Raw genomic sequence first — 23,431 nt, 5'->3', positions numbered from 1 at the left:
CCGCAGCGACGAGATCAGGACTGAGCACCTTCACCGATGGCACAACCGACGACAGGCATCGATCCCACCGACCTGGAGACCTGTCTGAGGGTCCTCGCCGCGGCCGGGGAGCTCGACGCCGAGCACCCCGACTCGATCGCGCTGCAGCGCGCAAGCGGCAGGATGTTCAAACGGCTCAAGCGCCGCAAGCGAATCGAGGCGCGGGACGCGAAGTCCGCCGCCGACCGCGCGGTCGTCGCGGCGACCGCCACCGGCTCCCCGAACCGGATCGACGACGAGACCGCCGGCGTGTTGATCTCGTCGCCGACCGTCGGCTCCACCGCGGGCACGCTGATCCGGCCGCGCCCCTGCTACATCTGCAAGCAGCGGTACACCGTCGTCGACGCGTTCTACCACCAGCTGTGCCCCGAGTGCGCCGCGCGCAGCCATGCCAAGCGGGACGCGTCCACCGACCTGACCGGCCGGCGCGCACTGCTCACCGGTGGCCGCGCGAAGATCGGCATGTACATCGCGCTCCGGCTGCTGCGCGACGGTGCCCACCTGACGATCACCACCCGGTTCCCGAACGACGCGATCCGCCGCTTCACCGCGATGGAGGACAGCGCCGACTGGATCCAGCGCCTGCGGGTCGTCGGGATCGACCTGCGGGACCCGGCTCAGGTCGTCGCGCTCGCCGACGACGTCGCCGCACAGGGACCGCTCGACATCCTGATCAACAACGCCGCCCAGACCGTGCGCCGCTCCCCCGGCGCCTACTCCGCACTCGTCGAGGCCGAGTCGGGTCCGCTGCCCGCCGGGCACCTGCCCGAGGTCGTCACGTTCGGCAAGACCAGCGACGCCCATCCGGCCGCCCTCGCCGGCTCCCTGCCCGCGGCGACGCAGTCGATCGTCCACCAGGTCAGCGAACTGGCCATGGTCGCGGGATCGGCCACCCCCGAACGCATTTCGCAGGGCATCGCGATCGACGCAGGCGGTCTCGTACCCGACCTCGCACACACCAACAGCTGGGTGCAGACCGTCGGCGAGGTCGACCCGATCGAACTTCTCGAAGTGCAGCTCTGCAACTCGGTGGCCCCGTTCATCCTCGTCGACCGGCTGCGTCCCGCGATGGCCGCCGCTCCCGCCCGACGCAAGTACGTCGTCAACGTCTCGGCGATGGAGGGCCAGTTCGCCCGCAAGTACAAGGGCCCGGGCCACCCGCACACCAACATGGCCAAGGCCGCCCTGAACATGCTCACCCGCACCAGCGCGAAGGAGATGCTCGAACAGGACGGCATCCTGATGACCGCCGTCGACACCGGGTGGATCACCGACGAGCGCCCGCACTACACCAAGCTGCGGCTCGCCGACGAGGGCTTCCACGCCCCCCTCGACCTCGTCGACGGCGCCGCCCGCGTCTACGACCCGATCGTCCAGGGCGAGGAGGGCGTCGACCTGTACGGTTGCTTCCTCAAGGACTTCGAGCCCTCACCCTGGTAGCACACTCGGGGTCCCGCCACCTCGGGGTCCCGCCACCACGCGCATCCCCGCGTCCTCTCGGGAATACTGGGCCTCACATGTGATGTCGACCGAGGGAGACGCGCATGGGCCGCGAGGTCACCCGGGTGGTGTTCACCCGCAAGGACCGGCAGGTGTTCCGTGAGAAGGTGCACGACTGCCTCGACGCCCTGGCGGAACTGCTCGCCAGGGAACAGGCGCAGCCCGGAGACCCGACGGTCGGGCTCGAACTCGAACTGAATCTCGTCGACGGCAACCGCGAACCGGCCATGGCGAACGAGTCGGTGCTCGCCGCCATCGCGGACCCCGCATACCAGACGGAACTGGGCCAGTTCAACATCGAGGTCAACGTCCCGCCCCGTCACCTCGACGGCACCAACCTCGCCGAACTCGAGGACCAGCTGCGCAACACGCTCAACCACGCCGACGAACGCGCCCGGTCGGGCGGCGGCCGCCTGGCCATGATCGGCATCCTGCCGACCCTGCGCCGACGACATCTCGACAAACGCTGGATGTCGCCGGACCCGCGCTACGCCGCGCTCGCCCGGCAGATCCTCGCGGCCCGCGGCGAGGACATCGAACTCGACATCACCGGGGTGCCCCTGCCGGGCCGTCGGGACGCCGAACGGCTCGCGACCCTGACCGACACGATCCTCCCCGAGGCCGCGTGCACGTCCACGCAACTCCACCTGCAGGTGTCACCGCGCGAATTCGGCGCGTACTGGAACTCGGCGCAGATGCTGGCCGGAGTGCAGGTGGCGATGGCCGCGAACTCGCCGTTCTTCGCCGGCCTCGCACTGTGGCACGAGACCCGTCTCCCGCTGTTCGAACAGGCAACCGACACCCGGCCGCTCGAACTGAAGAATCAGGGCGTCCGGCCGCGGGTGTGGTTCGGGGAGCGGTGGATCTCGTCGATCTTCGACCTGTTCGAGGAGAACTCGCGATACTTCCCGTCGCTGCTCCCGGAGTGTACGGACGAGCAGCCCGGCGCCGTGGTCGCGGCCGGGGGCACCCCCGAACTCGCCGAACTGCGCATGCACAACGGGACGATCTACCGCTGGAACCGGCCGATCTACGACACCACCGACACCGACCACCATCTGCGCCTGGAGAATCGGGTGCTGCCGGGCGGTCCGACCGTCCGGGACACCGTCGCGGACGCGGCGTTCTACTACGGCACGGTGTACTCGCTGGCGCATGCGGACCGACCGTCGTGGTCGCGCATGCCGTTCGAGGCGGCCGCCGCCAATCTTCGAGCCGGAGCACGGCGCGGGTTCGACGCGCGAGTGTTCTGGCCCGACATCGGCGCCATCGCCCCGGGGGAACTGGTGTCGGGGACGCTGTTGCCACTCGCACACGAGGGGCTGGACGCGCTGGGGGTCGCACCCGCCGTCCGCGACACGTACCTGGGGATCGTCGAGGACCGCTGCAGGACCCGCCGCAACGGGGCGCAATGGCAGCGCGCGACGGTGGCGGCGCGGGAGAAGGCGGGAGAGAGCCGGGACTCGGCACTGAACTCGATGCTGGCCGAGTACCTCGACCGCATGCATTCGGCAGGGCCGGTCCACACCTGGGATTGAACCTCGGGCGCCCCGAGCTCCGAGTAGGGTCGGGCCATGACCCGCACGCGCGACCTCGACGTCGTCGTCTACGGCGCCACCGGCTTCGTCGGCAGGCTCACCGCCGAATACCTGGCCCGCCACGCCCCCGCCGGTACCCGGATCGGCTTGGCCGGTCGCTCCCGCGAGCGGCTCGTGCGGGTCCGGGAGGGACTGCCCGGGGCCGCGGACTGGCCTGTGCTGGTCGCGTCCGCCGACGACGCCGATTCGCTGACCGCACTGGCGAACGCGACCCATGTCGTGGTCACCACCGTCGGCCCCTACGCCAAGTACGGCATCGACCTGGTCCGGGCCTGCGCCGAGGCGGGCACCGACTACGCCGACCTGTCCGGCGAGGTGCTGTTCGGCCGCGAATCCATCGACCGGTTCCACGACGTCGCCGCCGCGAGCGGCGCCCGCATCGTGCACGCCTGCGGATACGACTCGATCCCGTCCGACCTCGGGGTGCACGTGCTGCACGAACGGGTGGCCGCGGACGGCGAGGGCACCCTCGCCGACACCACACTGGTGGCGTCGCTGCGCGGCGGGATCAGCGGCGGCACCATCGACTCGATGCGCACCCTCGTCGACACCGTGAAGTCGGACAGGCGGGCGCGTTCGGTTGCGCTGCAACCGTATTCGCTGAGCCCCGACGTGGCCGCGGAACCGGACCTGGGACGGCAGCCCGACGCCGAACTGGTCAAGGGCTCGGACATCTCGCCGGACCTGAAGGGGATGACCGCCCCGTTCCTCATGGCGTCGACGAACACCCGGGTGGTCCGGCGCAGCAACGCGTTGCGGAACTGGGCGTACGGCCGCACGTTCCGCTACCGGGAGGTGATGAGCGTGGGGTCCTCTCCCCTGTCGCCGGTGCTCGCGGCGGGAGTCGCCGCCGGGCTCGGCGGGCTGATCGCCGGCCTGTCGTTTCCCCCGACCCGCTGGGTTCTCGACCGGGTGCTGCCGAAGCCGGGCGCGGGCCCGAGCGAGAAGACCCGGCGGACGGGACATTTCACCAGCGACGTACACACGACCACGACCACGGGCGCCCGGTACGTGGCGCGGATCCGGGCGCAGGGCGACCCGGGCTACGCGGCCACCGCGGTGATGCTGGGTGAATCCGCGCTCGCCCTCGCGCTGGACCACGACGTGTTGCCGGACGCGGCAGGTGTTCTCACGCCCGCGACGGCGATCGGCTACCGTCTCGTCGAGCGACTACGCGGCGCCGGGTTCGAGATCACCGTCCGGAGGACGTAGTCGCTCCGGCGCCGAACTCACCGTCCGGAGGACGTAGTCGCTCCGGCGCCGACTCTGCCTTGTCGGTGGCCAGGACCCCCCACACCAGCAGGGTCTGACCGGCGATGTAGGTGAGCATCACCCAGAACCCTTCGGCCGGCGGCGTGAACCACTCGGCGAACGCACCGAGCGCGATCATCGCGTCGGACAGCAGGAACAGCGCGCCGCCGGTCCCGGCGACCCGGCCGAGACCGGTGGACAGGACGGCGGTGGTGCCGAGGCAGAGGCCGTAGATCAGGGCCGGGACCAGCAGGACGCCGGCGCCGGGCGCGCACGCGACGACCAGTCCGGCGACAGCGGCGAGGTACATCACGACCGCGGGCCGGGTGGCGACCGACGCCGCCGCATACGGCAGGAACGCGACGACGTACGCGAGCTGCGCGAGCAGGAAGAAGGCGATCATCACCAGGAACGCCGCGTCGCCGTCGAACAGGGACGGGGCGGTGTCCCCGAGCCACGAGAACGCCAGCGCCAGCAGCGTCGTCCGCACGAGCCGGGATCGCGGTGCCGTTGTGGCGAGCGCCATCGTCGCGGCGAGCAGGGGCATCAGCAGCCACTGGCTGACGCGGGACACCGCGCCGGCGTCGGCGAGTTGCGCACCGAGGTGGACGACCGCGACCGTCGCGAATCCGGCTGCGGTGAGTGTGGCGGAGCGGCGGGGCGGCCGATCGAGGATCACCGGGTCATCGTAGGGAGCGGGGTACGGTGCTGAGGTGGTGTCACCGCAACTGGTCCACGACGAGTACGAGCGCGGGTGCGGGCTGCCCGCCGATCCCGGCACGGTCCGCTACCCGGCGCCGTCCGGGTTCCTCGCGTCGCGACTGCCGACCGCGGCGCTGGCACTCGGGTCGGTCGGTGCGCTGGCGTCGGCGGTGAACCGGCTGCTCGCATCCCGTGGCCGTGACCCGCATCCCTGGCCGCTCGACGCGGAGCGCGTCGCGGCCTCGTTCGCGGGCGATCGCGTGATGCGTGTCGACGCCGAGCCGGTGGCCGGGTTCGCGCCGATGTCCGGGTTCTTCGCGGCGTCCGACGGGTGGGTGCGCACCCACGCGAACTATCCGCATCACCGCACGCGACTGCTCGCCGCGCTGGACCTGCCTGCCGACGCCGATCCCGGGACGGTGTCGACGCGGATCGGGGAACTGACCGCGCAGGACGTCGAGGACCGGTGCGCGGACGCCGACGCGGTCGCGGCGCGGGTCCGGACGGAACGCGAATGGGCCGAGCACCCACAGGGACTGGCGTCGGCGGACGGTCCGCTGGTCTCGTCGACGGCGACCTCCGCGCCGCCCTCCGTGGTCGCGTTGTCCGTCGCGGATCCGGCGCGGCCCCTCGCCGGACTGCGGGTCCTGGATCTGACGCGGGTGCTCGCCGGACCGGTCGCGGCACGCGATCTGGCCCTGCTCGGCGCCCAGGTGCTGCGGGTGGACCCGCCACACCTGCACGAGATCGACTGGCAGCACCGCGACACCGGGCAGGGCAAACGGTCGACACTGCTGGACCTGACCGTCGCCGAGGAGCTCGAGACGCTGCGGGAGCTGTTGTCGACCGCCGACGTGCTCGTCACCGGCTACCGGCCGGGGTCGCTCGACCGGTTCGGTCTGCACGAACGTCCCGGTCTCGTACACGCCTCGGTCAGTGCCTGGGGGACGACCGGACCGTGGGCGGGGCGCCGCGGCTTCGACAGCATCGTGCAGGCGGCGTCGGGAATCTCCCTGGTCGAGGGCGGTGTGCATCCGGGGGCGTTGCCCGTGCAGGCGCTCGACCACGCGAGCGGGCACCTGCTGGCCGCAGGCATCGTGGACGCACTGGCGTTGCGCGGCACCGGCGGCGGCGGACGCGAGGTCTCGGTGTCGTTGGCCCGCACGGCGCGCACGCTCCTCGACCTGACCGGTCGCGTCGGGGATCCCACCGAGGCACTGGCACCCGGACCGGCGGCCGTCGTCACCCACGGTGCGATCACCACCGCCCGCCCCGCGCTGCCCGGTCACCCCGAGTACCCGTTCCCCGCGCACGACTGGGGAGCCGATGCACCGCACTGGATCTGAGATGATCGGCCGATGGCGACACCGGTACCCCTGATCGTCGATGTCGACACCGGCATCGACGACGCACTCGCACTGCTCTACCTGCTCGCCAGCCCCGACGCCGAGATCCTCACCGTCGCGAGCACGGCGGGCAACGTTCCGGCGGCCCAGGTCGCCGCCAACAATCTCGCCTGGCTGGACCTGTGCGGGCGGCCCGACATCGAGGTCACGCTCGGCTCGGCGGTCCCGCTGGACGACGACCTGCGCACCACCGAGGACACCCACGGCCCGCAGGGACTCGGCTACGCCGAGCTGACCGCGTCGACCCGCCCGCTCTCCGACCGCGACTCGGCGACGGCGTGGGTCGAGATCGCCCGGTCGCGACCGGGCGAGGTGACCGGGCTGGTGACCGGACCCCTGACCAATCTCGCACTGGCACTGCGGATCGAGCCGGCGTTGCCGGTACTGCTGCGCCGGCTGGTCGTCATGGGTGGGGCGTTCAACCATCCCGGGAACACCACGCCGAAGGCGGAGTGGAACATCTCGGTCGATCCGGAGGCGGCCCGGGAGGTGTTCGACGCGTTCTCCGCCGCGCCACCGGACCGCCGCCCACTGGTGTGCCCGCTGGACATCACCGAGACGATCGAGATGAAGCCCGAGCACCTGCGACGGATCGCGGAACGTGCGGGCAGCAGCCCGGTGGAGCTGATCACCGAGCAGGATCCGCCCGGAACACGTTCGCGGACCGGCAATCCGGCACTCCGGGTGCTGTCCGACGCGGTGCGCTTCTACTTCGAGTTCCACCGCGATCACGGTCAGGGCTTCCTCGCCCACATGCACGACCCGTTCGCCGCGGCACTCGCCCTGGACCCGACCTGGGCGCGGACCCGGCCCGCGACCGTCGACGTCGAGCTCACCGGTCGACTGACCCGCGGGTGCACGGTCGCGGACTGGCACGGCATGTGGGGTCGCGCCCCGAACGCCGACATCGCGGTCGGTACCGATCCCGTCGCGTTCTTCGACCACCTCGTGGACCGGGTCGGTTCCGGTATGCGGCAATTGTCTCGCAACTAGTTGCGGCGTTGTAACCTCAACGGCACCGTCGGCTTTCGCCCGCAGGCGGCCACGAGCGAACGAAGCGAGGTACGGGTGCACCTTCACCGGCGGGTCCTGATCGTCCTGACAGTCGTGACGGCCCTGCTCGGGGTGCCGGTCGCGGCCGCCGCCCAGGCCGGCACCTCGACGGCGCAGGCCCAGCCCCTCGCGCTGGTGTACCGCGGCCCGGCCTCGGTACCGGGGACCGCGGAATCGGTTGCGACGGTGTTGCGCAACTCGCCGTCGAGATTCCGGGTCGAGTACGTCGGCCCGAAGGACACACCGATCACCGCGGCCACCCTCGCGCGGGCCACGGTGTTCGCCCAGCCGGGCGGGCCGAGTCTGAGCACGGCGTGGAAGGCGATGAAGCCGTTCGCCGGGCTGATCCGGGACTGGATCGCCAAGGGTGGCAACTACCTCGGATTCTGTGTCGGCGGCTACCTGGCCGGCGCGACCCCCGGCTATGACCTGCTACCGGGCGACACCTCGCAGTACAGCGCGAAGCAGGGCGCGACGGTGTGGGACACCGCGCCGCACCGCTCCGAGGTCGTCTGGCGGGGCACCGCGTACACCACCTACTTCCAGGATCCCCCGGCGTTCGATCTCGAGCCCGGCAACACCGCGACGGTCCTCGGCACCTACAGGGGCGGGGAGATCGCCGCGCTCGCCGTCGACTACGGCAGTGGGCGAGTCGGGGTGACCGGGCCTCACGTCGAGGCGGACCGCAGCTGGTTCGTCGACGACGGCCTGTCCGCGGACGGCGCGGTGAACCCCCAGCTCGCGTACGACCTGATCGAGACCACCGTGCGGGGCAACAGGTCCGGGACCGTCCCGGCCGTCCCCGCGGCCGCACCCACGACCACTGCCGTGCCGGCCGTCACCCCGGCCCCGGCTCCGGTCGCGCCGCCGGCGCCGACCACCACCACCGCGCCGTCCGCGCCGACAGGGACCGTCGCCGCCCCGGTCGCTCCGAACACCGGCGCGGCGCCCGGCCCGGCCGTTCCACCGGCGACCACGCCCGTCCCCCCGATCGCCACTGCCGTCCCCCCGACGACCACGCCGGCGCCACGGCCGGCGCGGGTGCAGCTGCCGTGGCCGTTCGACAGGCTCGCCGAACTGCCGTTGATGCAGCAGTTCATCGGTGCGGCCGGCCCAGGGCCGGCGCTGCGGCCGACCTCCTAGACGAGCCCGCGGCGCCGGGCCTCCCGAACCGCCTCGGCGCGCGAATGCACGCCCAGCTTCCGGTACAGGCTCTTGAGCTGCGTCTTGACGGTGTTGGGCGACACGAACTGCGACTGCGCGATCCGCGCGACATTGTCGCCGCGGACCAGACCGTCCAGCACCGTCGCCTCGCGGTCGGTCAGGTGCACGACCGGAACCGGAGGCGGGTAGGGACCGTCGCCCCACCCGGCGGCCGCGGCCCAGCCCGCCGGCATCGTGCCACCCGCCTCCGACAACGCGCTGCGGATGTCCGCGGGCACGGTCACGAACGGCCGCAGGAGCCCGCTGTCCTCCGACAACGCGACAGCGCGGTTCCACGCGACCCGGGCCGCGTCGCGATCGCCGGACTCCAGCGAGGCGGTCGCCTGGATCAGCAACGCCTCCAGTCGAACCCGGGTGTGGATGCTGCGGCGGCGGGCCAGGACGGTCGTGTGCCGGAGTGCGATCGCGGCGTCTCCGGTCAGCAGCGCGGCGCGCGCCGCCGACAGCCGGATCATCGGGTGCATCGGCCCGCTGACCCGTTCCGCCCGCTCGAGCACCGCGGCGCCCTCCCCGGCCGCGGTGCGCAGGTCCATCGCTGCGGAGCCGAGCAGCGGACGCGCGAATGCGGCCGGGCCGAACCACTTTCCGAACTCGGCCCGGTTGCGGTGCAGCCGGTCCAGTCCCGCGTCGGGCCGACCGCACATCAGGTCGAACTGACTGTGCGCGTACACCACGAACGCCCAGTTCTCGACGTTCCCGGCGAGCTCCGGCAGCTCTGCCCGCGCCGCCTCGGCGGCCGCCAGGTCCAGGCGGTCCAACGCGAGCAGCAGGCGCGCGGTCACCGCCGGAAGCCGGATCATCGCACCGAGCCATCCCGGACGGTCCCCGAACACCGATTCACGGTCGAGCCAGCCGACCGCGCGCCGACTCTCACCGAGGACCGCGTTCAGGAGCGCCAGCTGTCCCGCGGACTGCCGTGCCGCGAAGTCACTCGGGCCACGGGATCTCCCGTCGGCGGCCCGTTCGAACAGGTCCGCCGCGACGAGGTGGTCACCGCGGTATTGGCTGGCCAGGCCGAGGTGCATCCACACCGCCCCGAGCATCGCCCGGCGCTCTCCCTCGAGACCGTCCGCGACGCGGGTCGCGAACTCGACGAGCACCGGGTGGTCTCGGACCGCCGCGTCGTAGTCACCGGTCCACCGCATCACCGTCGACCGCAGCGCACCCGTCGCGAGGGCGAGCCCGACCGAGTCCCGCTCGGCGATGTCCGACAGCGCGGGGTCGACGTCCGGCACCGGACGCGCCGATCCATGCTCGCCCGGCTCCAGCCGGACCACCAGTTCCCGCGCGTAGTGCAGCGCTGCTCGCGATCGTACGACCCGGTCCGGCAGCGCGGTCAGGGCCCTGGTCAGCACGCCGAGCCTCGTGGTGGCGATGTCGATCCAGTGCGCCGCCAGAACCTCCACGACCAGGTCCCAGTCCTCTCCGTCGGTCGCGTGCCGCAGCGCCTCGACGGGATCACCGTTGTCCGCGAGCCACCGGGCGAGCCGGAGCGACGTCTCACGAGGCGGGCGAGTCCCCTCGGCCGCCGCGATGCGGAGCAGTGACCGGCGGACCGCGGGCGGGTACACCCAGTACGGCACGGGTGCCGGGGGCATCCACCTGAGGAGGCCGGCTCGTTCGAGCGCGGTGACGGCCGCCGCGGCGTCCTCGATTCCGAGCGCGCGCACCGATCCGGTGGTCGGTCGACGCACCGTCGCGATCGTGCCGGCCGCCTCGCGCAACCCCGGGGACAGTCCGGGAGCGAGCAGACGGTGCGCGACGAAGTCGTCGAACTGTGCGTCGAGCGCGGCGTAGGCACGCTCGCGCTCGAAGTCCAGGTCGCTGCCGAACACCCGGATCACGCCCTCCGCGACCGCGACCAGGGCCGGGTGGCCGGCGGTGCGGCGCCACACGTCACGCGCCGTTCGTGCCGACGGCGGCGATCCGCCGCGGTCGAGCAGGTCCGCGATCTCGGTCTCGGTGAACTCCAGTTCCGCCGGCGTGACGACCGCCGCGTTCGCGGCCGCGGCCCGCCGGTCCGCGACGAACGTGTGGTCGCGCACGGCCACGACGACACGGCGGCGCGGGTGGGCGGCGCGTAGCGCGAGCAACCGGCTCCAGGCGTTCGGGTCGGCGATCCGGTCCGGAAGGTCGAGCACCAGGACGCTCGTGGACGCATCCGCCGCCGCACGCCTCACCCCGGTCCAGTACGCCTCCGGCGCGCCGCCCGGAGGCGGCGCGCCGATCCGGATCGCCGGAGTGTCCGGGTGATTCGACAGCCACGACTCGATCAGCGTGGTCTTTCCGTATCCGCTCGGCCCCCACAGCACCGTCAGAGGCGACTCGCCCATTCGGCGCAGCAGGCGTGGACGCGCCCACGGCGTCGGCGCAGGTGTCATCGGCCTCCCCCTTCGATTACCCCGACGCCATGTCCGAATTTAGCTTAACGATATCTGCCGGTCGCGTGGCGGTGCCCGTCACTGGCGTGAGACCACTCACGTCGGGAAGCCCCGCCGGGTGATTTCGCGGGTGATTCACCCGAGACCGGGCGCCCCGCCCGCGCGATCCCCGGACCGCGGGCCCCACCCGACGGAACTCGGATACTTCCTGCACGAATACCGACTTGGGGCCGGTCCGAGCGTCCGACAAACCTCGCCGCCCGGCCCCCGGGGCGACATGTCGGACACGCGTCCGCGCTCCACCGACGTGATTCAATCGCCCGCGCCGAACCAATATTTGCCAGATGTTTACTGACTGTGAGGATGCTGATGCCGATCGCGCACCCGCAGCGGTCAGCGGTCCATGCCCCGCGACCGCCGGCCCCGCCACGCCGCCTCGAGCACGTGTTCGAGTCGACCTGCGACCGCACTCCCGGCGCCCTCGCACTCGAGTGCGAGGGCAGCACGTTCACGTACGCGGAACTCGAATGGCGAGCGAACCAGCTGGCGCATCACCTGATCAGCCTCCGCGCCGGCGTCGGAGCCCGGATCGCGATCCTGCTCGAGCGGTCGCCACACACCTACATCGCACTGCTCGCAGTGCTCAAGGCCGGTGCCGCGTTCGTGCCGATCGACCCGGCCTCGCCCGCGGACCGGGTCGACTACATCACCGGCGATGCCGGCGTCGACCTCGTGCTCACCAGCGCGTCCTTCGCCGATCTGCTGGCGCCCCTCGGGGTCCCGTGGACCGAGGTCGACGGCGAAGCCGAGCTGATCTCGGCCCAGCCGGTGACCCGGCCCGTCTTTCACGTCACCCACCGCGACCCGGCCGCCTACATCATCTACACCTCGGGCTCGACGGGCCGACCGAAGGGCGTCGAGGTGGCACAGTCGAGCATCTGCAACTTCCTCGACATCGTGCCCACCGTCTACGACGTGCGTCCCACGGACCGCGTGTACCAGGGGATGACGATCTCGTTCGACTTCTCGATCGAGGAGATCTGGCCGACCTGGGCAGTGGGCGCCACCCTCGTCGCGGGCCCGACCGGCGCCGGCCGGCTCGGCGGAGAACTGGCGGACTTCCTCGACCGCAACACGGTCACCGTTCTGTACTGCGTGCCGACGCTGCTGGCGACGATCCCCCGGGAACTTCCGCTGCTGCGCAACATCCTGGTCGGCGGCGAGGCCTGCCCACGCGAACTCGTCGAGCGCTGGGGCCGTCCCGGACGCCGGATCCTGAACACCTACGGCCCCACCGAGGCCACCGTGACGGCAACCTGGTGCGAGCTGGTTCCCGGCCGGCCGGTCACGATCGGAGTGCCACTGCCGACGTATTCGTGCGTGATCCTCGACGAGGACCGGCATGTGGTCCCGGACGGCGAAGTCGGTGAGCTGTGCATCGGCGGCCCCGGTGTGGCACGCGGCTACGTCGGCCGCCCCGACCTGACGGCGGACAGGTTCCTCGACGTCCCGGACAGCGGCATCACCGGTCGGATCTACCGCACCGGCGACCTCGCACGCTGGACCGAATGGGGCGAGATCGAGTACCTCGGCCGCGCCGACAGCGAGGTCAAGATCCGCGGCCACCGCGTCGATCTCGGCGAGATCGAGAGCGTTCTGCTCGTCGACGACGCCGTCGCGAGCGCGGTCGTGTCGCTGGTCACGGTCGCCGACGTCGAGCAGCTCGCGTCGTGGGTGGTCCTGATGCCCGGCGCGGAGGCCGGCCCCGACGCCGTCGCCGCGCTGCTGACCCGCCTGCACTCGGAGATCGGCCGGCGGCTGCCCGACTACATGGTCCCGACGTTCCTCGACGTCGTCGACGAGTTGCCGATGATGCCCAGCGGCAAGGTCGACCGCCCCCGGCTGCCCGCCCCCACCGGCCGCCGGCTCGCCGGGCCGGCCGGGCCGGTCGTCCCCGCCGGCACCGACGTCGAGCACGAGCTGCGCCGACTGTGGGCCGACTTGCTCGGACTGCCCGCCGACGAGGTGTCCGTCGAGGCCGACTTCTTCACCGACCTCGGCGGTCACTCCCTCGCCGCCGCACAGCTGGTGACGCGGCTGCGGGAGAGCGGGATGCATCCCGGTGCCGGCATCCGCGACGTCTACACCCACCCGACGATCCGGGCGATGGCCGGTGCCGTGCCCGGTGCCTGCCCGCGCGGGGCGGGAGGGCCTCCCCCGCCTCCGGTGCGGCCGGACGACCGCACCGACCGGGATCCGGTCGGCGACGCCGCGGTCCGCCGGTCCGGTGCCGTCCAGGCACTGTTCGTCCTGCTGGTGCTCCTCGTCGTGACGATTCCGGTGTCGGTGGTCTACGACGCCCACCACGGCCAGCCCTCGTTCGAGGCCCTGGTCGACCTGCTCGTCGCGACGGTCCCGACCTACCTGGTCGTGCGGTGGATCCTTCCGGTCCTGGCGATCCGGCCGCTGTCCGCCGGAATCGAACCCGGGCGCCACCGGCTCTGGGGGGCAACCTACCTGCGGCTGTGGATGGTCGACCACCTGATGATGCTGGCACCGGCGCAGGTGCTCAGCGGGTCCCCCCTGATGGCGCCGTTCCTGCGGGCCCTCGGGGCCCGCGTCGGCGCCGACACCCACATCGGCACGTCGACCGTGTCGTTCCCCGCGCTGGTGACCGTCGGGACGGGCGCGTCGATCGGAACGAACACCGACATCCGACCGTGGCGGGTGGTCGGCGACACGGTCGTCGTCGCCCCGATCGTCGTCGGCGAGCACGCCCACGTCGCCGCGAACTGTGCACTCGAGCCCGGCACCACCGTCGGCGCCGGGGCGATGCTGGGTGACCAGTCGGTCCTCGGTGAGGGTCTCGCGATACCGGACGGCACCCGCTGGTCCGGATCGCCGCCGCGGCCGGTTCCCGCCCTCGATCCGCGGGTCGAGACGATGGCCGCGGCCGGTCCGGCGCCCGGATGGACGCCGATCCTGTTGGTGCTGACGGGCTTCGGGGTGATCGGTCTCGAGGTGCTCGCGATCACGACGATCGTGCCCAGCCTGGTGCTGGTGTGGGCGGTGCTGCTCGAGTACGGCATGGTCGCCTCCCTGCTCGCGACGCTGGCCGCCGGCGCCGTCTACGTGGCCAGCGTCTGCGCCCTCGTCGCCGTCGGCAAGAAGCTGATCCTGCCGACGCTCCCGGTCGGCACCCACCCGGAGGCCTCGCCTCTCGGGGTGCGCAAGTGGGCCACCGACAAGCTGCTCGAGATGAGCCTGCTCTACACGAACACCCTGTACGCGACCCTCTACACGGCACCGTGGCTGCGGCTGCTCGGCGCCCGAGTCGGTCCCGGCGCCGAGGTGTCCACCGTCGCGCACATCGATCCGGATCTGCTCACCGTCGGCGAGCAGAGCTTCGTCGCCGACATGGCCAGCCTCGGCGGAACCACGTTCTGCAACGGCCGGATGACGTGTGCGCCCACCGGAATCGGCACTCGCGCGTTCGTCGGCAACGCCGCGGTGCTGCCGAGTGGAACCGCCACCGGGGACGGCTCGCTCGTCGGCGTGCTCACCGTGCCGCCGGCCGAGGGTGTCCCGCCGGACACGTCCTGGCTCGGCAACCCCGCGTTCGTCCTGCCGGCCAGGCAGGACAGCGGCGACTACTCCGAGGAGGAAACGTTCTCCCCCGGCCGCGCCGTCGTCGCGCACCGACTGTGGATCGAGTTCTTCCGAATCGTGCTTCCCCCCACCGTGATCGGCATCAGTCTCTACTTCTACCTGCTGGGACTGTCGCTGATCGCCCGCAGCACGTCGCTGCTCTGGACGATCCTGTGGGCACCGCCGTTGGCGTTGGCGACCGCGCTCGGCGTCGTGCTGTTCTGCGCCGCGGTCAAGAGGAACCTCGTCGGCACCTATCGACCGCGGGTGGAGCCGCTGTGGGCGACGTTCGTGCGGCGCTCCGAGTTCGCGACCGGCATGTACGAATCCGCGGCCGTGCCGGTGCTGCTGAACCAGCTCACCGGCACACCGTTCCTCCCGATGATCCTGCGCTGGTTCGGCGCCGGAATGGGCCGGCGGGTGTGGATCGGCACCACGTACCTCACCGAGTTCGATCTGGTGCGGGTCGGCGACGACGCAGCGGTCGGCGCCGGGGTGTCCCTGCAGACCCATCTGTTCGAGGACCGGGTGATGAAGATGTCCACCGTGACGATCGCCCCCGGCGCCACCGTCGGCACCCGGGCCGTCGTGCTGTACGACGCGGTCGTCGGGGAGCAGGCCGAACTCTCGGCGCTGTCGCTGCTGATGAAGGGCGACGAGCTGCCCGCCCACACGCGGTGGGAGGGCGTTCCGGCACAGGTGGTACGCCCGTGAGGCATTCGCATCGCCGACCGCTCGCCCTCGTGTACCGCGGCGAGGCCACGCTGCCCGGCTGCGCGGAAGCGGTAGCCGCGCTGCTGGCACGCAGCCGATGGAACTTCGACATCGGCTACGTCGGGCCGCAGGAGGCACTCGACCTCGATCCCGACGTCCTCGACGCCGCTGCGATCTACGCCCAGCCCGGCGGCGACCGGCTCGCACCCGCGTGGCGGCGGATGCGCCGGCACCGGCACACGATCCGTGACTACGTCGCCGGGGGCGGCCGCTACCTCGGGTTCTGCCTCGGCGGGTACCTCGCCGGCGCCACTCCCGGCTTCGACCTGCTGCCCGGCGACACGGACCGGTACATCGCCACCGCCCGCTCCGAAGTCGTCGGGCCCGCGGCGACGGTCGTCCGCGTCCGGTGGCGGGGCCGGCCACAACCGATGTACTTCCAGGACGGTCCGGTCTTCGAACTGACGCGGCCCTTCCCGCCCGGACTGCACGTGCTGGCCGCATACGCCAACGGCCAGGTCGCCGCACTGACCGCCAGGTTCGGCGCCGGGCGGGTCGCCGTCGTCGGTCCCCACCCCGAGGCCGACGCCGACTGGTTCACCGACTCCGGACTGCCCGCCCCCGCCGCCGGCACCGCCGCCGGCCTCGACCTCATCGATGCGGTGATGACCTGATGACCTCCGAGATCCTGTCCGCCCCCGGAGATTCCGTGCCGTCCACCGAGCGGCGCCGCCGCCCGCGCCTGACCGGCGTCGACCTGGCACGCGGGCTGGCCGTCCTCGGCATGATCGCCGTGCACTCGCTCGACGACTACACCGAGGGCGGCGAGCCGACCCTGTCCTACACGATCTCGGCCGGGCACGCGTCGGCGATGTTCGCGGTCCTCGCGGGCGTCGCGATCGCGTTCCTGTCCGGGCGCCGGCGCCTACCCCGCGGACCCCGGTCGTACGGTGTCGCCGCGGCGCTCGCCGCCCGGGCCGTCGTGATCGGCGTGATCGGGCTGACGTTGGGCTACACCGACATCGAGTACGGCGTGGTGATTCTCACCTACTACGCGGTGATGTTCCTGCTCGCGGTGCCGCTGGTGTACCTGAGCACCCGCGCCCTGGCCGTGATCGCGGTGCTCGGCGCCGCGCTGACACCCGTGCTCGGCCAGGTGATCCGACCACACCTGCCGGAACCCTTCACCCGGCAGCTGTCGTGGGAGACGCTGTCGCTCAAACCGTTCGAGACGCTCGTGAACCTGCTGTTCACCGGGGAGTTCCCCGTGGTCGTCTGGATGACGTACGTCGTCGTCGGCATCGTGATCGGCAGGCTCGACCTCACCTCCGGGCGGGTCGACGCCTGGCTGGTCGGCATCGGCGCGCTGCTGATGTCGCTGTCCGCGACGGTGTCGTGGATTCTCCTGCACCCGTTCGACGGCCTCGCGCACCTCGAGGCGGCGTCCGACCCGGACACCGTCGCCGAGATTCTCGCCTTCGGCGCGGACGGCACCGTGCCCGTCGACACGTGGTGGTGGCTGGCCGTCAACGGCCCGCACACCGGGACCTCCCTCGATCTCGCGAACACGCTCGGCAGCGCGCTGCTGGTGCTGGGGTCGTGCCTGCTGCTGTTCCGGATCGGGCCGCCGGCCGCCCGGGTGATCGGGATCGTCACCGCCCCGCTGGTGGCGGTCGGCAGCATGTCGCTGACCATCTACGTCGGACACATCATGTTCGTCAACTCGGACTTCGACGTGTACGGACCGTGGGAGGGCTACCTGCGGCAGGTGACGGTGATGGCGGTCGCCGCGCTCGCGTGGCGGGCCACCGCGGGCCGCGGCCCCCTCGAGGGACTCGTCCGGGTCGTCACCACCCGCGTCCGCCGCGGCGTCGAGAACCGCCTCGCCACCCGGCAGCACCGCGCGTGAGCCCGGTCAGCCGGCGCCGGTTCCTGATCGGCGCGACCGGGGTCGGTGCCGTGGGCGCGGTCGCCGCACTGGGGCTGCCGCACGCGACCCGCCGGGACGACCGTCCCGTCGCGCTGGTCCACCGCGGCCCGGCAACCTGCTCCGGGTGCGCCGAGTCGGTGGCGAACCTGCTCGAGACGGCTCCGACCCCGCTCCGCGCCGTGTACGTCGGGCCCGACGAGGAGGTCGACGTGACCCCCGAATCCCTCGCCGGCGCAACACTGTACGCGCAGCCCGGCGGCGGGACGGTGGGTCCGGCGTGGCGGCGGACGCGGGCGTACGCACCGTGTCTGCGGGAGTGGGTGCAGGCCGGCGGGACCTACCTCGGCTTCTGTCTGGGTGCGTACCTGGCCGGCAGCGATCCCGGCTACCGGCTGTTCCCCGGCCGGGTGCGGCAGTACATCGGCACCGACGACGCGACCGTCGCGGACACCGCCGACACCGTCGTCGACGTGAGCTGGCGTGGGCGGCCCCGCCACATGTTCTTCCAGGACGGGGCGGCGTTCGCGGTTCCGGGCGGCGACTGGGACGCGGTCGGTGCGACGGTGTTGGCGCGCTACCCCAACGAGACCGTCGCGGCCGTGGTCACACCGTACGGCAACGGCCGCGTCGGCCTGGTCGGCCCGCACCCGGAGGCCGACGAATCCTGGTACCGCGGACCGGGTCTGACGAACCCCGACGGCATCCGCTTCGACCTCGGCCACGACCTGATCGGGACCGCGCTCGCGCGCCCGTGAGTGGCCCTCGTCCCGGTCGGGGCGAGGGCCACTCACGGGCTCCGCGGCCGTCTACGTGTCGAACGCGTCCAGGATGCGGTGCGCGGCGAGCGCCGCGGTGATCGAACCGTCGCGGACCTGCTTCTCGACGTCGTGCCGGATCGCCTTGACCGCGGGATCGGTGTCGAGGCGCCGCAGCAGCTGGTCGTGGACCATCGACCACGTCCAGTCGACCTGCTGCTGGTGGCGCTTGCGTTCGAGTTCACCGGCGTCGCCGAGAACCTTGCGGTGCCGCAGCACCTCGTCCCAGAACCTGTCGACACCGATGTTCTCGAGCGCGCTCATCGTCAGCACCGGCGGCTTCCACAGCGCGTCGTGCGGGTAGATCAGCCGCAACGCCCCGGCCAGTTCCCGCGCCGCGACACGCGCCTCGGACTCGTGCCTGCCGTCGGCCTTGTTGACGGTGACGATGTCGGCGAGTTCGAGCACGCCCTTCTTGATGCCCTGCAGCTGGTCCCCGGTGCGGGCCAGGGTCAGGAACGTGAACGTGTCGACCATGTTCGCGACCGTGACCTCGGACTGCCCGACACCGACGGTCTCGACCAGGATCACGTCGTAACCGGCGGCCTCGAGCAGCACCATCGTCTCGCGGGTCGCCTTCGCGACCCCGCCGAGGGTGCCCGAGGTCGGGGACGGCCGGATGAACGCGTTCGGCTGCACCGACAGGTTCTGCATCCGGGTCTTGTCACCGAGGATCGACCCGCCGGTCCGCGTGGACGACGGGTCGACCGCGAGCACGGCGACCTTGTGCCCCAACGAGATCAGGTGCATCCCGAGGGCTTCGATCGTGGTGGACTTGCCGACCCCGGGGACTCCGGTGATGCCGACCCGGATCGCTCCGCCCGCGTGCGGGAGCAGGCGCAGCAGCAGCTGCTGCGCCTGCTCCCGGTGGTCCGTCCGGGTCGACTCGACCAGCGTGATCGCCTTCGAGATCTCCCCGCGCCGGCCGGCGAGGACCGCGTCGCCGAGGGCGGTCAGGTCCAGGGGTGGACGCTTAACCGGCGGCAATCGGATCGTGTCCCAACTGTTCCGACAGCTTCTGCAGCAGACCGATCGCGGCGTCCGCCAGGACCGTGCCGGGCGGGAAGATCGCCGCGGCACCGGCCCGGTACAGCTCGTCGAAGTCGCCGGGCGGGATCACGCCGCCGACCACGACCATGATGTCGGGTCGACCGACCGAGGCGAGGGCCTCCCGCAGCGCAGGCACCAGGGTGAGGTGCCCGGCGGCGAGGGAGGACACACCGACGATGTGCACGTCGGCGTCGGCCGCCTGCTGGGCGACCTCCTCGGGGGTCTGGAACAGCGGTCCCACGTCGACGTCGAAGCCGAGATCCGCGAAGCCGGTGGAGATCACCTTCTGGCCGCGGTCGTGGCCGTCCTGGCCCATCTTCGCGACGAGGATACGCGGGCGGCGACCCTCGGACTCCGCGAACTTCTCGACGAGTTCCGTTGCGGTGGAAATGTTCTCCGACTTTCCGGCCTCGTCCCGGTACACCCCGCTGATGGTCCGGATCTCGGCCTGGTGACGCCCGTACACCTTCTCCAGCGCGTCGGAGATCTCGCCGACGGTGGCCTTGGCGCGGGCCGCGTTCACGGCGAGCGCGAGCAGGTTGTTCTCCATGCCGCCGTCAGCGGAACCGGCGGCGCGGGTCAGCTCGGCGAGAGCGGCCTGGGCGGCGGCCTCGTCGCGCTCGGCGCGCAGCTGCTGCAGCTTCGCGAGCTGCTCGGCACGCACCTTGGTGTTGTCGACCTTGAGGACCTCGATGCTGTCGTCCTCGTCCGGCACGTACTTGTTGACGCCGATCAGCGGCTGGCGGCCGGAGTCGATGCGGGCCTGGGTGCGGGCCGCGGCCTCCTCGATGCGCAGCTTCGGGATGCCCTCCGAGATGGCCTGCGCCATGCCGCCGGCCTCCTCGACCTCGGCGATGTGCGCCCGGGCCCGGTTCGCGAGCTCGTTGGTCAGCCACTCCACGTAGTGCGAGCCGCCCCACGGGTCGATCGGCCGGGTGGTGCCCGACTCCTGCTGCAGCAGCAGCTGGGTGTTGCGGGCGATGCGGGCCGAGAAGTCGGTCGGCAGCGCGATCGCCTCGTCGAGCGCGTTGGTGTGCAGCGACTGCGTGTGGCCCTGGGTCGCGGCCATCGCCTCGACGCAGGTGCGGGCGACGTTGTTGAACACGTCCTGCGCGGTCAGCGACCAGCCGGAGGTCTGCGAGTGGGTGCGCAGCGACAGCGACTTGCTGGACTTCGGGTCGAACTTGGCGACGAGCTCGCTCCAGAGCAGACGCCCGGCGCGCAGCTTGGCGACCTCCATGAAGAAGTTCATGCCGATCGCCCAGAAGAACGACAGACGCGGAGCGAACTTGTCGATGTCCATGCCCGCGTCGAGGCCGGCGCGGATGTACTCGATGCCGTCGGCGAGCGTGTACGCCAGCTCCAGGTCGGCGGTCGCACCGGCCTCCTGGATGTGGTAGCCCGAGATGGAGATCGAGTTGAACTTCGGCATCTTCGCGCTGGTGTACGCGAAGATGTCGGAGATGATCCGCATCGACGGCTTCGGCGGGTAGATGTACGTGTTGCGGACCATGAACTCCTTCAGAATGTCGTTCTGAATGGTTCCGGCCAGCTGCTCGGGCGTGACGCCCTGCTCCTCCGCGGCGACGACGTACAGCGCCAGGATCGGCAGCACCGCGCCGTTCATCGTCATCGACACCGACACCTGCGAGAGGTCGATGCCGTCGAAGAGCTGCCGCATGTCGAGGATCGAGTCGATCGCCACACCGGCCATTCCGACGTCGCCCTGCACGCGCGGGTGGTCGGAGTCGTAGCCACGGTGGGTGGCGAGGTCGAACGCGACGGACAGGCCCTTCTGACCGGACGCGAGGTTGCGGCGGTAGAAGGCGTTCGACTCGGCGGCGGTGGAGAAGCCGGCGTACTGCCGGATCGTCCACGGCTGGTTGACGTACATCGTCGGGTAGGGCCCGCGCAGGAACGGCGCGGCGCCGGGGAAGCTGTCGAGCGGGTAGCCCGACGCCTCGGCGGCGTCCCGGTCGGCCTTGGTGAAGACCGGCTTGACGTCGATGCCCTCGGGCGTCGACCAGACGACGTCCTCGACGGTGTAGTTGTTCGCCTTGGCCGCTTCCTCGATGTGCGCGGCGACCTCCGACTCGGTCGGCGCGGACGGCGCCGGCGCTGCGGGGTCGGTCAGCGGCACGTCGGCGAAGCTGCCGATCTCGTGCTTGATGCTCATTTCGCTCCCAGGGTGTCGAGCAGACCGGTCAGGGCCGACACTGCGTCAATACGAGCGGTCAGGAAGCCGTCGGGCCGGTCCGCGCCCCGCGCGTCGGCGAACGTCTTCTCGGATCCGGCCAGCAGGACCGTCTCGATGCCGGCGGCGCGCAGCGCGTCGACCGCGGGCACGCCGTCGGTGCCGTACCGCTTGTCGGTGCCGCACAGCACCGCGATCGTGGTCTCCGACTCCCGCACGATCCCGGCGACGGTGGCCAGGTCGAGGGTGCCGGGGTTGACCGCCTCGATGCCGCCGGAGGCGAGCAGGTTCGCGGCGAAGGTGGTGCGGCCGTTGTGCTCGGCGACCGGCCCGAGCGCCGCGAGCAGCACCTTGGGCCGGTGGCCGCGCTCGGCGAGGAACCGGTCGGAGCGGTCCCGCAGGGCCTCGAACGCGGCACCGTAGCGGGCGACGCCGGCCAGCGGCGCGGGGGCGTCGGAGAGCGGGGCCTCGGCGAGGTTCGGGAACTCGTTGACGCCGGTGACCGCCGTGCGGCGGTGCGCGATGTCCGCGTCCCGCCGGGTGCGGGTGGCGGCGACGCGCTCGGCGACCAGGCCGGAGTCGAGTGCCGCGGCGTAGCCGCCCGCGGCCTCGATCTGCTGGACGAACTCCCACGCCTTGGCCGCGACCTGCTCGGTCAGGTCTTCGACGTACCAGGAGCCGGCGCCCGGGTCGAGCACGCGACCGAGGTTCGACTCCTCGAGCAGCAGCAGCTGGGTGTTGCGGGCGATGCGGGCCGCGAAGGACACCGAGGTGTCGAGGGTGCCCGCGGGGACCGCGGCGTCGAAGGGCAGCACCGTCACCGAGTCGGCTCCGCCGACACCGGCACCGAACGTGGCGAGGGTGGTGCGGAGCATGTTCACCCACGGGTCGCGCTGCGCCATCATCGCGGCGGAGGTGACCGCGTGCTGCGGGGCACCACCGGACTCGGGCGCGCCGCACACCTGCGCGACACGCGCCCACAGTCGACGGCCGGCGCGGAACTTCGCGATCGTCTGGAACTGGTCGTCGGTGGCCGCGAGCCGGAACTCGATCTGCCCCAACGCCTTCGAGATCGCGATGCCCGAGTCGACCAGCGCGCGAACGTATTCCAGGCCCGCCGCGACGGACGCACCGAGCTCCTCGGCGTCGGAGGCGCCGGCGTTGTGGAACGCGGTGCCGTCGACGGTGATCGCGCGGACGGTCTCCGGGCGCGCGGCGGCGGCACCGGCCAACGCGACCGCGCCGGCCAGGTCGACGCCGGTGTCCGCCCCGGCGAACCGGTCGGTGAGCGGGGCGGCACCGAGCGCGACGGCGATCGCCGAGCGGTCGGTGACCCCGTCGCCCGCGGCGGCACGCTCGTCGATCAGTGCGTAGAGCCGCTCGGCGGCCGCGGCGACGTCGGCGCCCGCGTCCAGGGTGAGCGGCGCGAGGTCGAGGAGGACGCCGTCGAGCGCCTCGCCCAGCGCGTCGGCGGACAGCCCGTCACCGCCGACACCGAGCCAGACCGCGCTGACGCCGTTCTCGAGGCCGTCGAGGATGGCCTCGTTGACCTTCTTCGGGTCACCCTCGCCGGCCCCGAACGCGGCGCTGACCAGCCAGCCGCGGTTGACGTCGCGGTGCGCGTCGCGACCCCGGACGAACGGGAACACACCCGGGAGCGGCGCCTCGGCGGACTCCACGCGCCGCGTGTACAGCGGCGTGACGGTGACCCCGTCGTAGGTGGTCGTGTCGAGGAGGTGTTCCGGGTCGGCCGGCAGCTCGGCGACGTCGACCTTGCGGGCCTTCGCGAGCACCGCGGCCACCGCTTGCTGCCAGGCCGCGTAGTCGCGGGCGGCCTCCTCGGCCTGTGAAGCGTGTGACACTGGAGCTTGTGACACGGTGTCTGCTTCCTCTCGATATTCGGACACAGTCGTTGTTTTCTGTGAT

Annotated in this window: 15 protein-coding genes; 10 read left to right on the top strand and 5 right to left on the bottom strand. The window is 71.9% G+C overall.

The window, feature by feature from the left end; translation table 11 throughout:
- Window positions 1–36: 36 nt before the first annotated feature.
- From ABD951_RS05040 to ABD951_RS05030, 3 genes are all read left to right on the top strand, one after another.
- The gene (locus ABD951_RS05040; protein ID WP_345342654.1) at window positions 37–1,479 is read left to right on the top strand and encodes an SDR family NAD(P)-dependent oxidoreductase; all 1,443 of its coding nucleotides are present in this window, start codon (window positions 37–39) and stop codon (window positions 1,477–1,479) included.
- 104 nt (window positions 1,480–1,583) lie between these two features.
- Window positions 1,584–3,077, top strand: coding sequence for a glutamate-cysteine ligase family protein (locus ABD951_RS05035; protein WP_345342653.1), 1,494 nt, complete (start codon window positions 1,584–1,586; stop codon window positions 3,075–3,077).
- A 36-nt stretch (window positions 3,078–3,113) separates the two neighbouring features.
- Window positions 3,114–4,349, top strand: coding sequence for a saccharopine dehydrogenase family protein (locus ABD951_RS05030; protein WP_345342652.1), 1,236 nt, complete (start codon window positions 3,114–3,116; stop codon window positions 4,347–4,349).
- Here ABD951_RS05030 and ABD951_RS05025 read toward each other — a convergent pair.
- A complete protein-coding gene (locus ABD951_RS05025; protein WP_345342651.1) occupies window positions 4,330–5,067 on the bottom strand; it encodes a lysoplasmalogenase family protein in 738 nt (245 codons plus the stop codon). The genes ABD951_RS05030 and ABD951_RS05025 overlap by 20 nt on opposite strands.
- A 34-nt stretch (window positions 5,068–5,101) precedes the next feature.
- Here ABD951_RS05025 and ABD951_RS05020 point away from each other — a divergent pair, with 34 nt between their 5' ends.
- The 3 genes from ABD951_RS05020 (at window position 5,102) to ABD951_RS05010 (ending at window position 8,692) form a co-directional block, all read left to right on the top strand.
- Complete coding sequence (locus ABD951_RS05020) at window positions 5,102–6,436, top strand: CoA transferase (protein WP_425569778.1); 1,335 nt, start codon at window positions 5,102–5,104, stop codon at window positions 6,434–6,436.
- Window positions 6,437–6,448: 12 nt separating this feature from the next.
- Window positions 6,449–7,489 (top strand): nucleoside hydrolase, encoded by a 1,041-nt coding sequence (locus ABD951_RS05015; RefSeq protein ID WP_345342650.1) that lies wholly within the window; start codon window positions 6,449–6,451, stop codon window positions 7,487–7,489.
- 75 nt (window positions 7,490–7,564) lie between these two features.
- The gene (locus ABD951_RS05010; protein WP_345342649.1) at window positions 7,565–8,692 is read left to right on the top strand and encodes a BPL-N domain-containing protein; all 1,128 of its coding nucleotides are present in this window, start codon (window positions 7,565–7,567) and stop codon (window positions 8,690–8,692) included.
- Here ABD951_RS05010 and ABD951_RS05005 read toward each other — a convergent pair.
- On the bottom strand, window positions 8,689–11,154 hold the full coding sequence (locus tag ABD951_RS05005) for a LuxR C-terminal-related transcriptional regulator (protein WP_345342648.1): 2,466 nt from the start codon (window positions 11,152–11,154) through the stop codon (window positions 8,689–8,691). The genes ABD951_RS05010 and ABD951_RS05005 overlap by 4 nt on opposite strands.
- Window positions 11,155–11,523: 369 nt before the next feature.
- Between ABD951_RS05005 and ABD951_RS05000 the strand changes: the two genes are divergently transcribed.
- Genes ABD951_RS05000 through ABD951_RS04985 form a run of 4 tightly spaced genes read left to right on the top strand, consistent with a single transcriptional unit; the run spans window position 11,524 to window position 18,201 of the window.
- Window positions 11,524–15,516 (top strand): Pls/PosA family non-ribosomal peptide synthetase, encoded by a 3,993-nt coding sequence (locus tag ABD951_RS05000; protein WP_345342647.1) that lies wholly within the window; start codon window positions 11,524–11,526, stop codon window positions 15,514–15,516.
- Entirely contained in the window at window positions 15,513–16,190 is a 678-nt protein-coding gene (locus tag ABD951_RS04995) for a BPL-N domain-containing protein (RefSeq protein WP_345342646.1), read from the top strand. The genes ABD951_RS05000 and ABD951_RS04995 overlap by 4 nt, the downstream gene beginning before the upstream one ends.
- Window positions 16,190–17,425, top strand: a complete 1,236-nt coding sequence (locus tag ABD951_RS04990; RefSeq protein WP_345342645.1) for a heparan-alpha-glucosaminide N-acetyltransferase domain-containing protein — start codon at window positions 16,190–16,192, stop codon at window positions 17,423–17,425. Before ABD951_RS04995 ends, ABD951_RS04990 begins: the two co-directional genes overlap by 1 nt.
- On the top strand, window positions 17,422–18,201 hold the full coding sequence (locus ABD951_RS04985) for a BPL-N domain-containing protein (RefSeq protein WP_345342644.1): 780 nt from the start codon (window positions 17,422–17,424) through the stop codon (window positions 18,199–18,201). The genes ABD951_RS04990 and ABD951_RS04985 overlap by 4 nt, the downstream gene beginning before the upstream one ends.
- A gap of 51 nt (window positions 18,202–18,252) precedes the next feature.
- Here the strand turns inward: ABD951_RS04985 and meaB are convergent, their stop codons facing one another.
- Genes meaB through ABD951_RS04970 form a run of 3 tightly spaced genes read right to left on the bottom strand, consistent with a single transcriptional unit; the run spans window position 18,253 to window position 23,367 of the window.
- Window positions 18,253–19,248, bottom strand: a complete 996-nt coding sequence (meaB, locus tag ABD951_RS04980; protein WP_345342643.1) for a methylmalonyl Co-A mutase-associated GTPase MeaB — start codon at window positions 19,246–19,248, stop codon at window positions 18,253–18,255.
- Complete coding sequence (gene scpA, locus ABD951_RS04975) at window positions 19,235–21,487, bottom strand: methylmalonyl-CoA mutase (RefSeq protein ID WP_345342642.1); 2,253 nt, start codon at window positions 21,485–21,487, stop codon at window positions 19,235–19,237. Before scpA ends, meaB begins: the two co-directional genes overlap by 14 nt.
- Window positions 21,484–23,367, bottom strand: a complete 1,884-nt coding sequence (locus tag ABD951_RS04970; protein WP_345342641.1) for a methylmalonyl-CoA mutase family protein — start codon at window positions 23,365–23,367, stop codon at window positions 21,484–21,486. Before ABD951_RS04970 ends, scpA begins: the two co-directional genes overlap by 4 nt.
- Window positions 23,368–23,431: the final 64 nt, after the last annotated feature.

This window comes from Rhodococcus olei, from assembly GCF_039540555.1.
In the GTDB taxonomy this organism is placed as follows: domain Bacteria; phylum Actinomycetota; class Actinomycetes; order Mycobacteriales; family Mycobacteriaceae; genus Rhodococcus_G; species Rhodococcus_G olei.
This window is presented reverse-complemented; position numbering and strand designations above follow the sequence as displayed.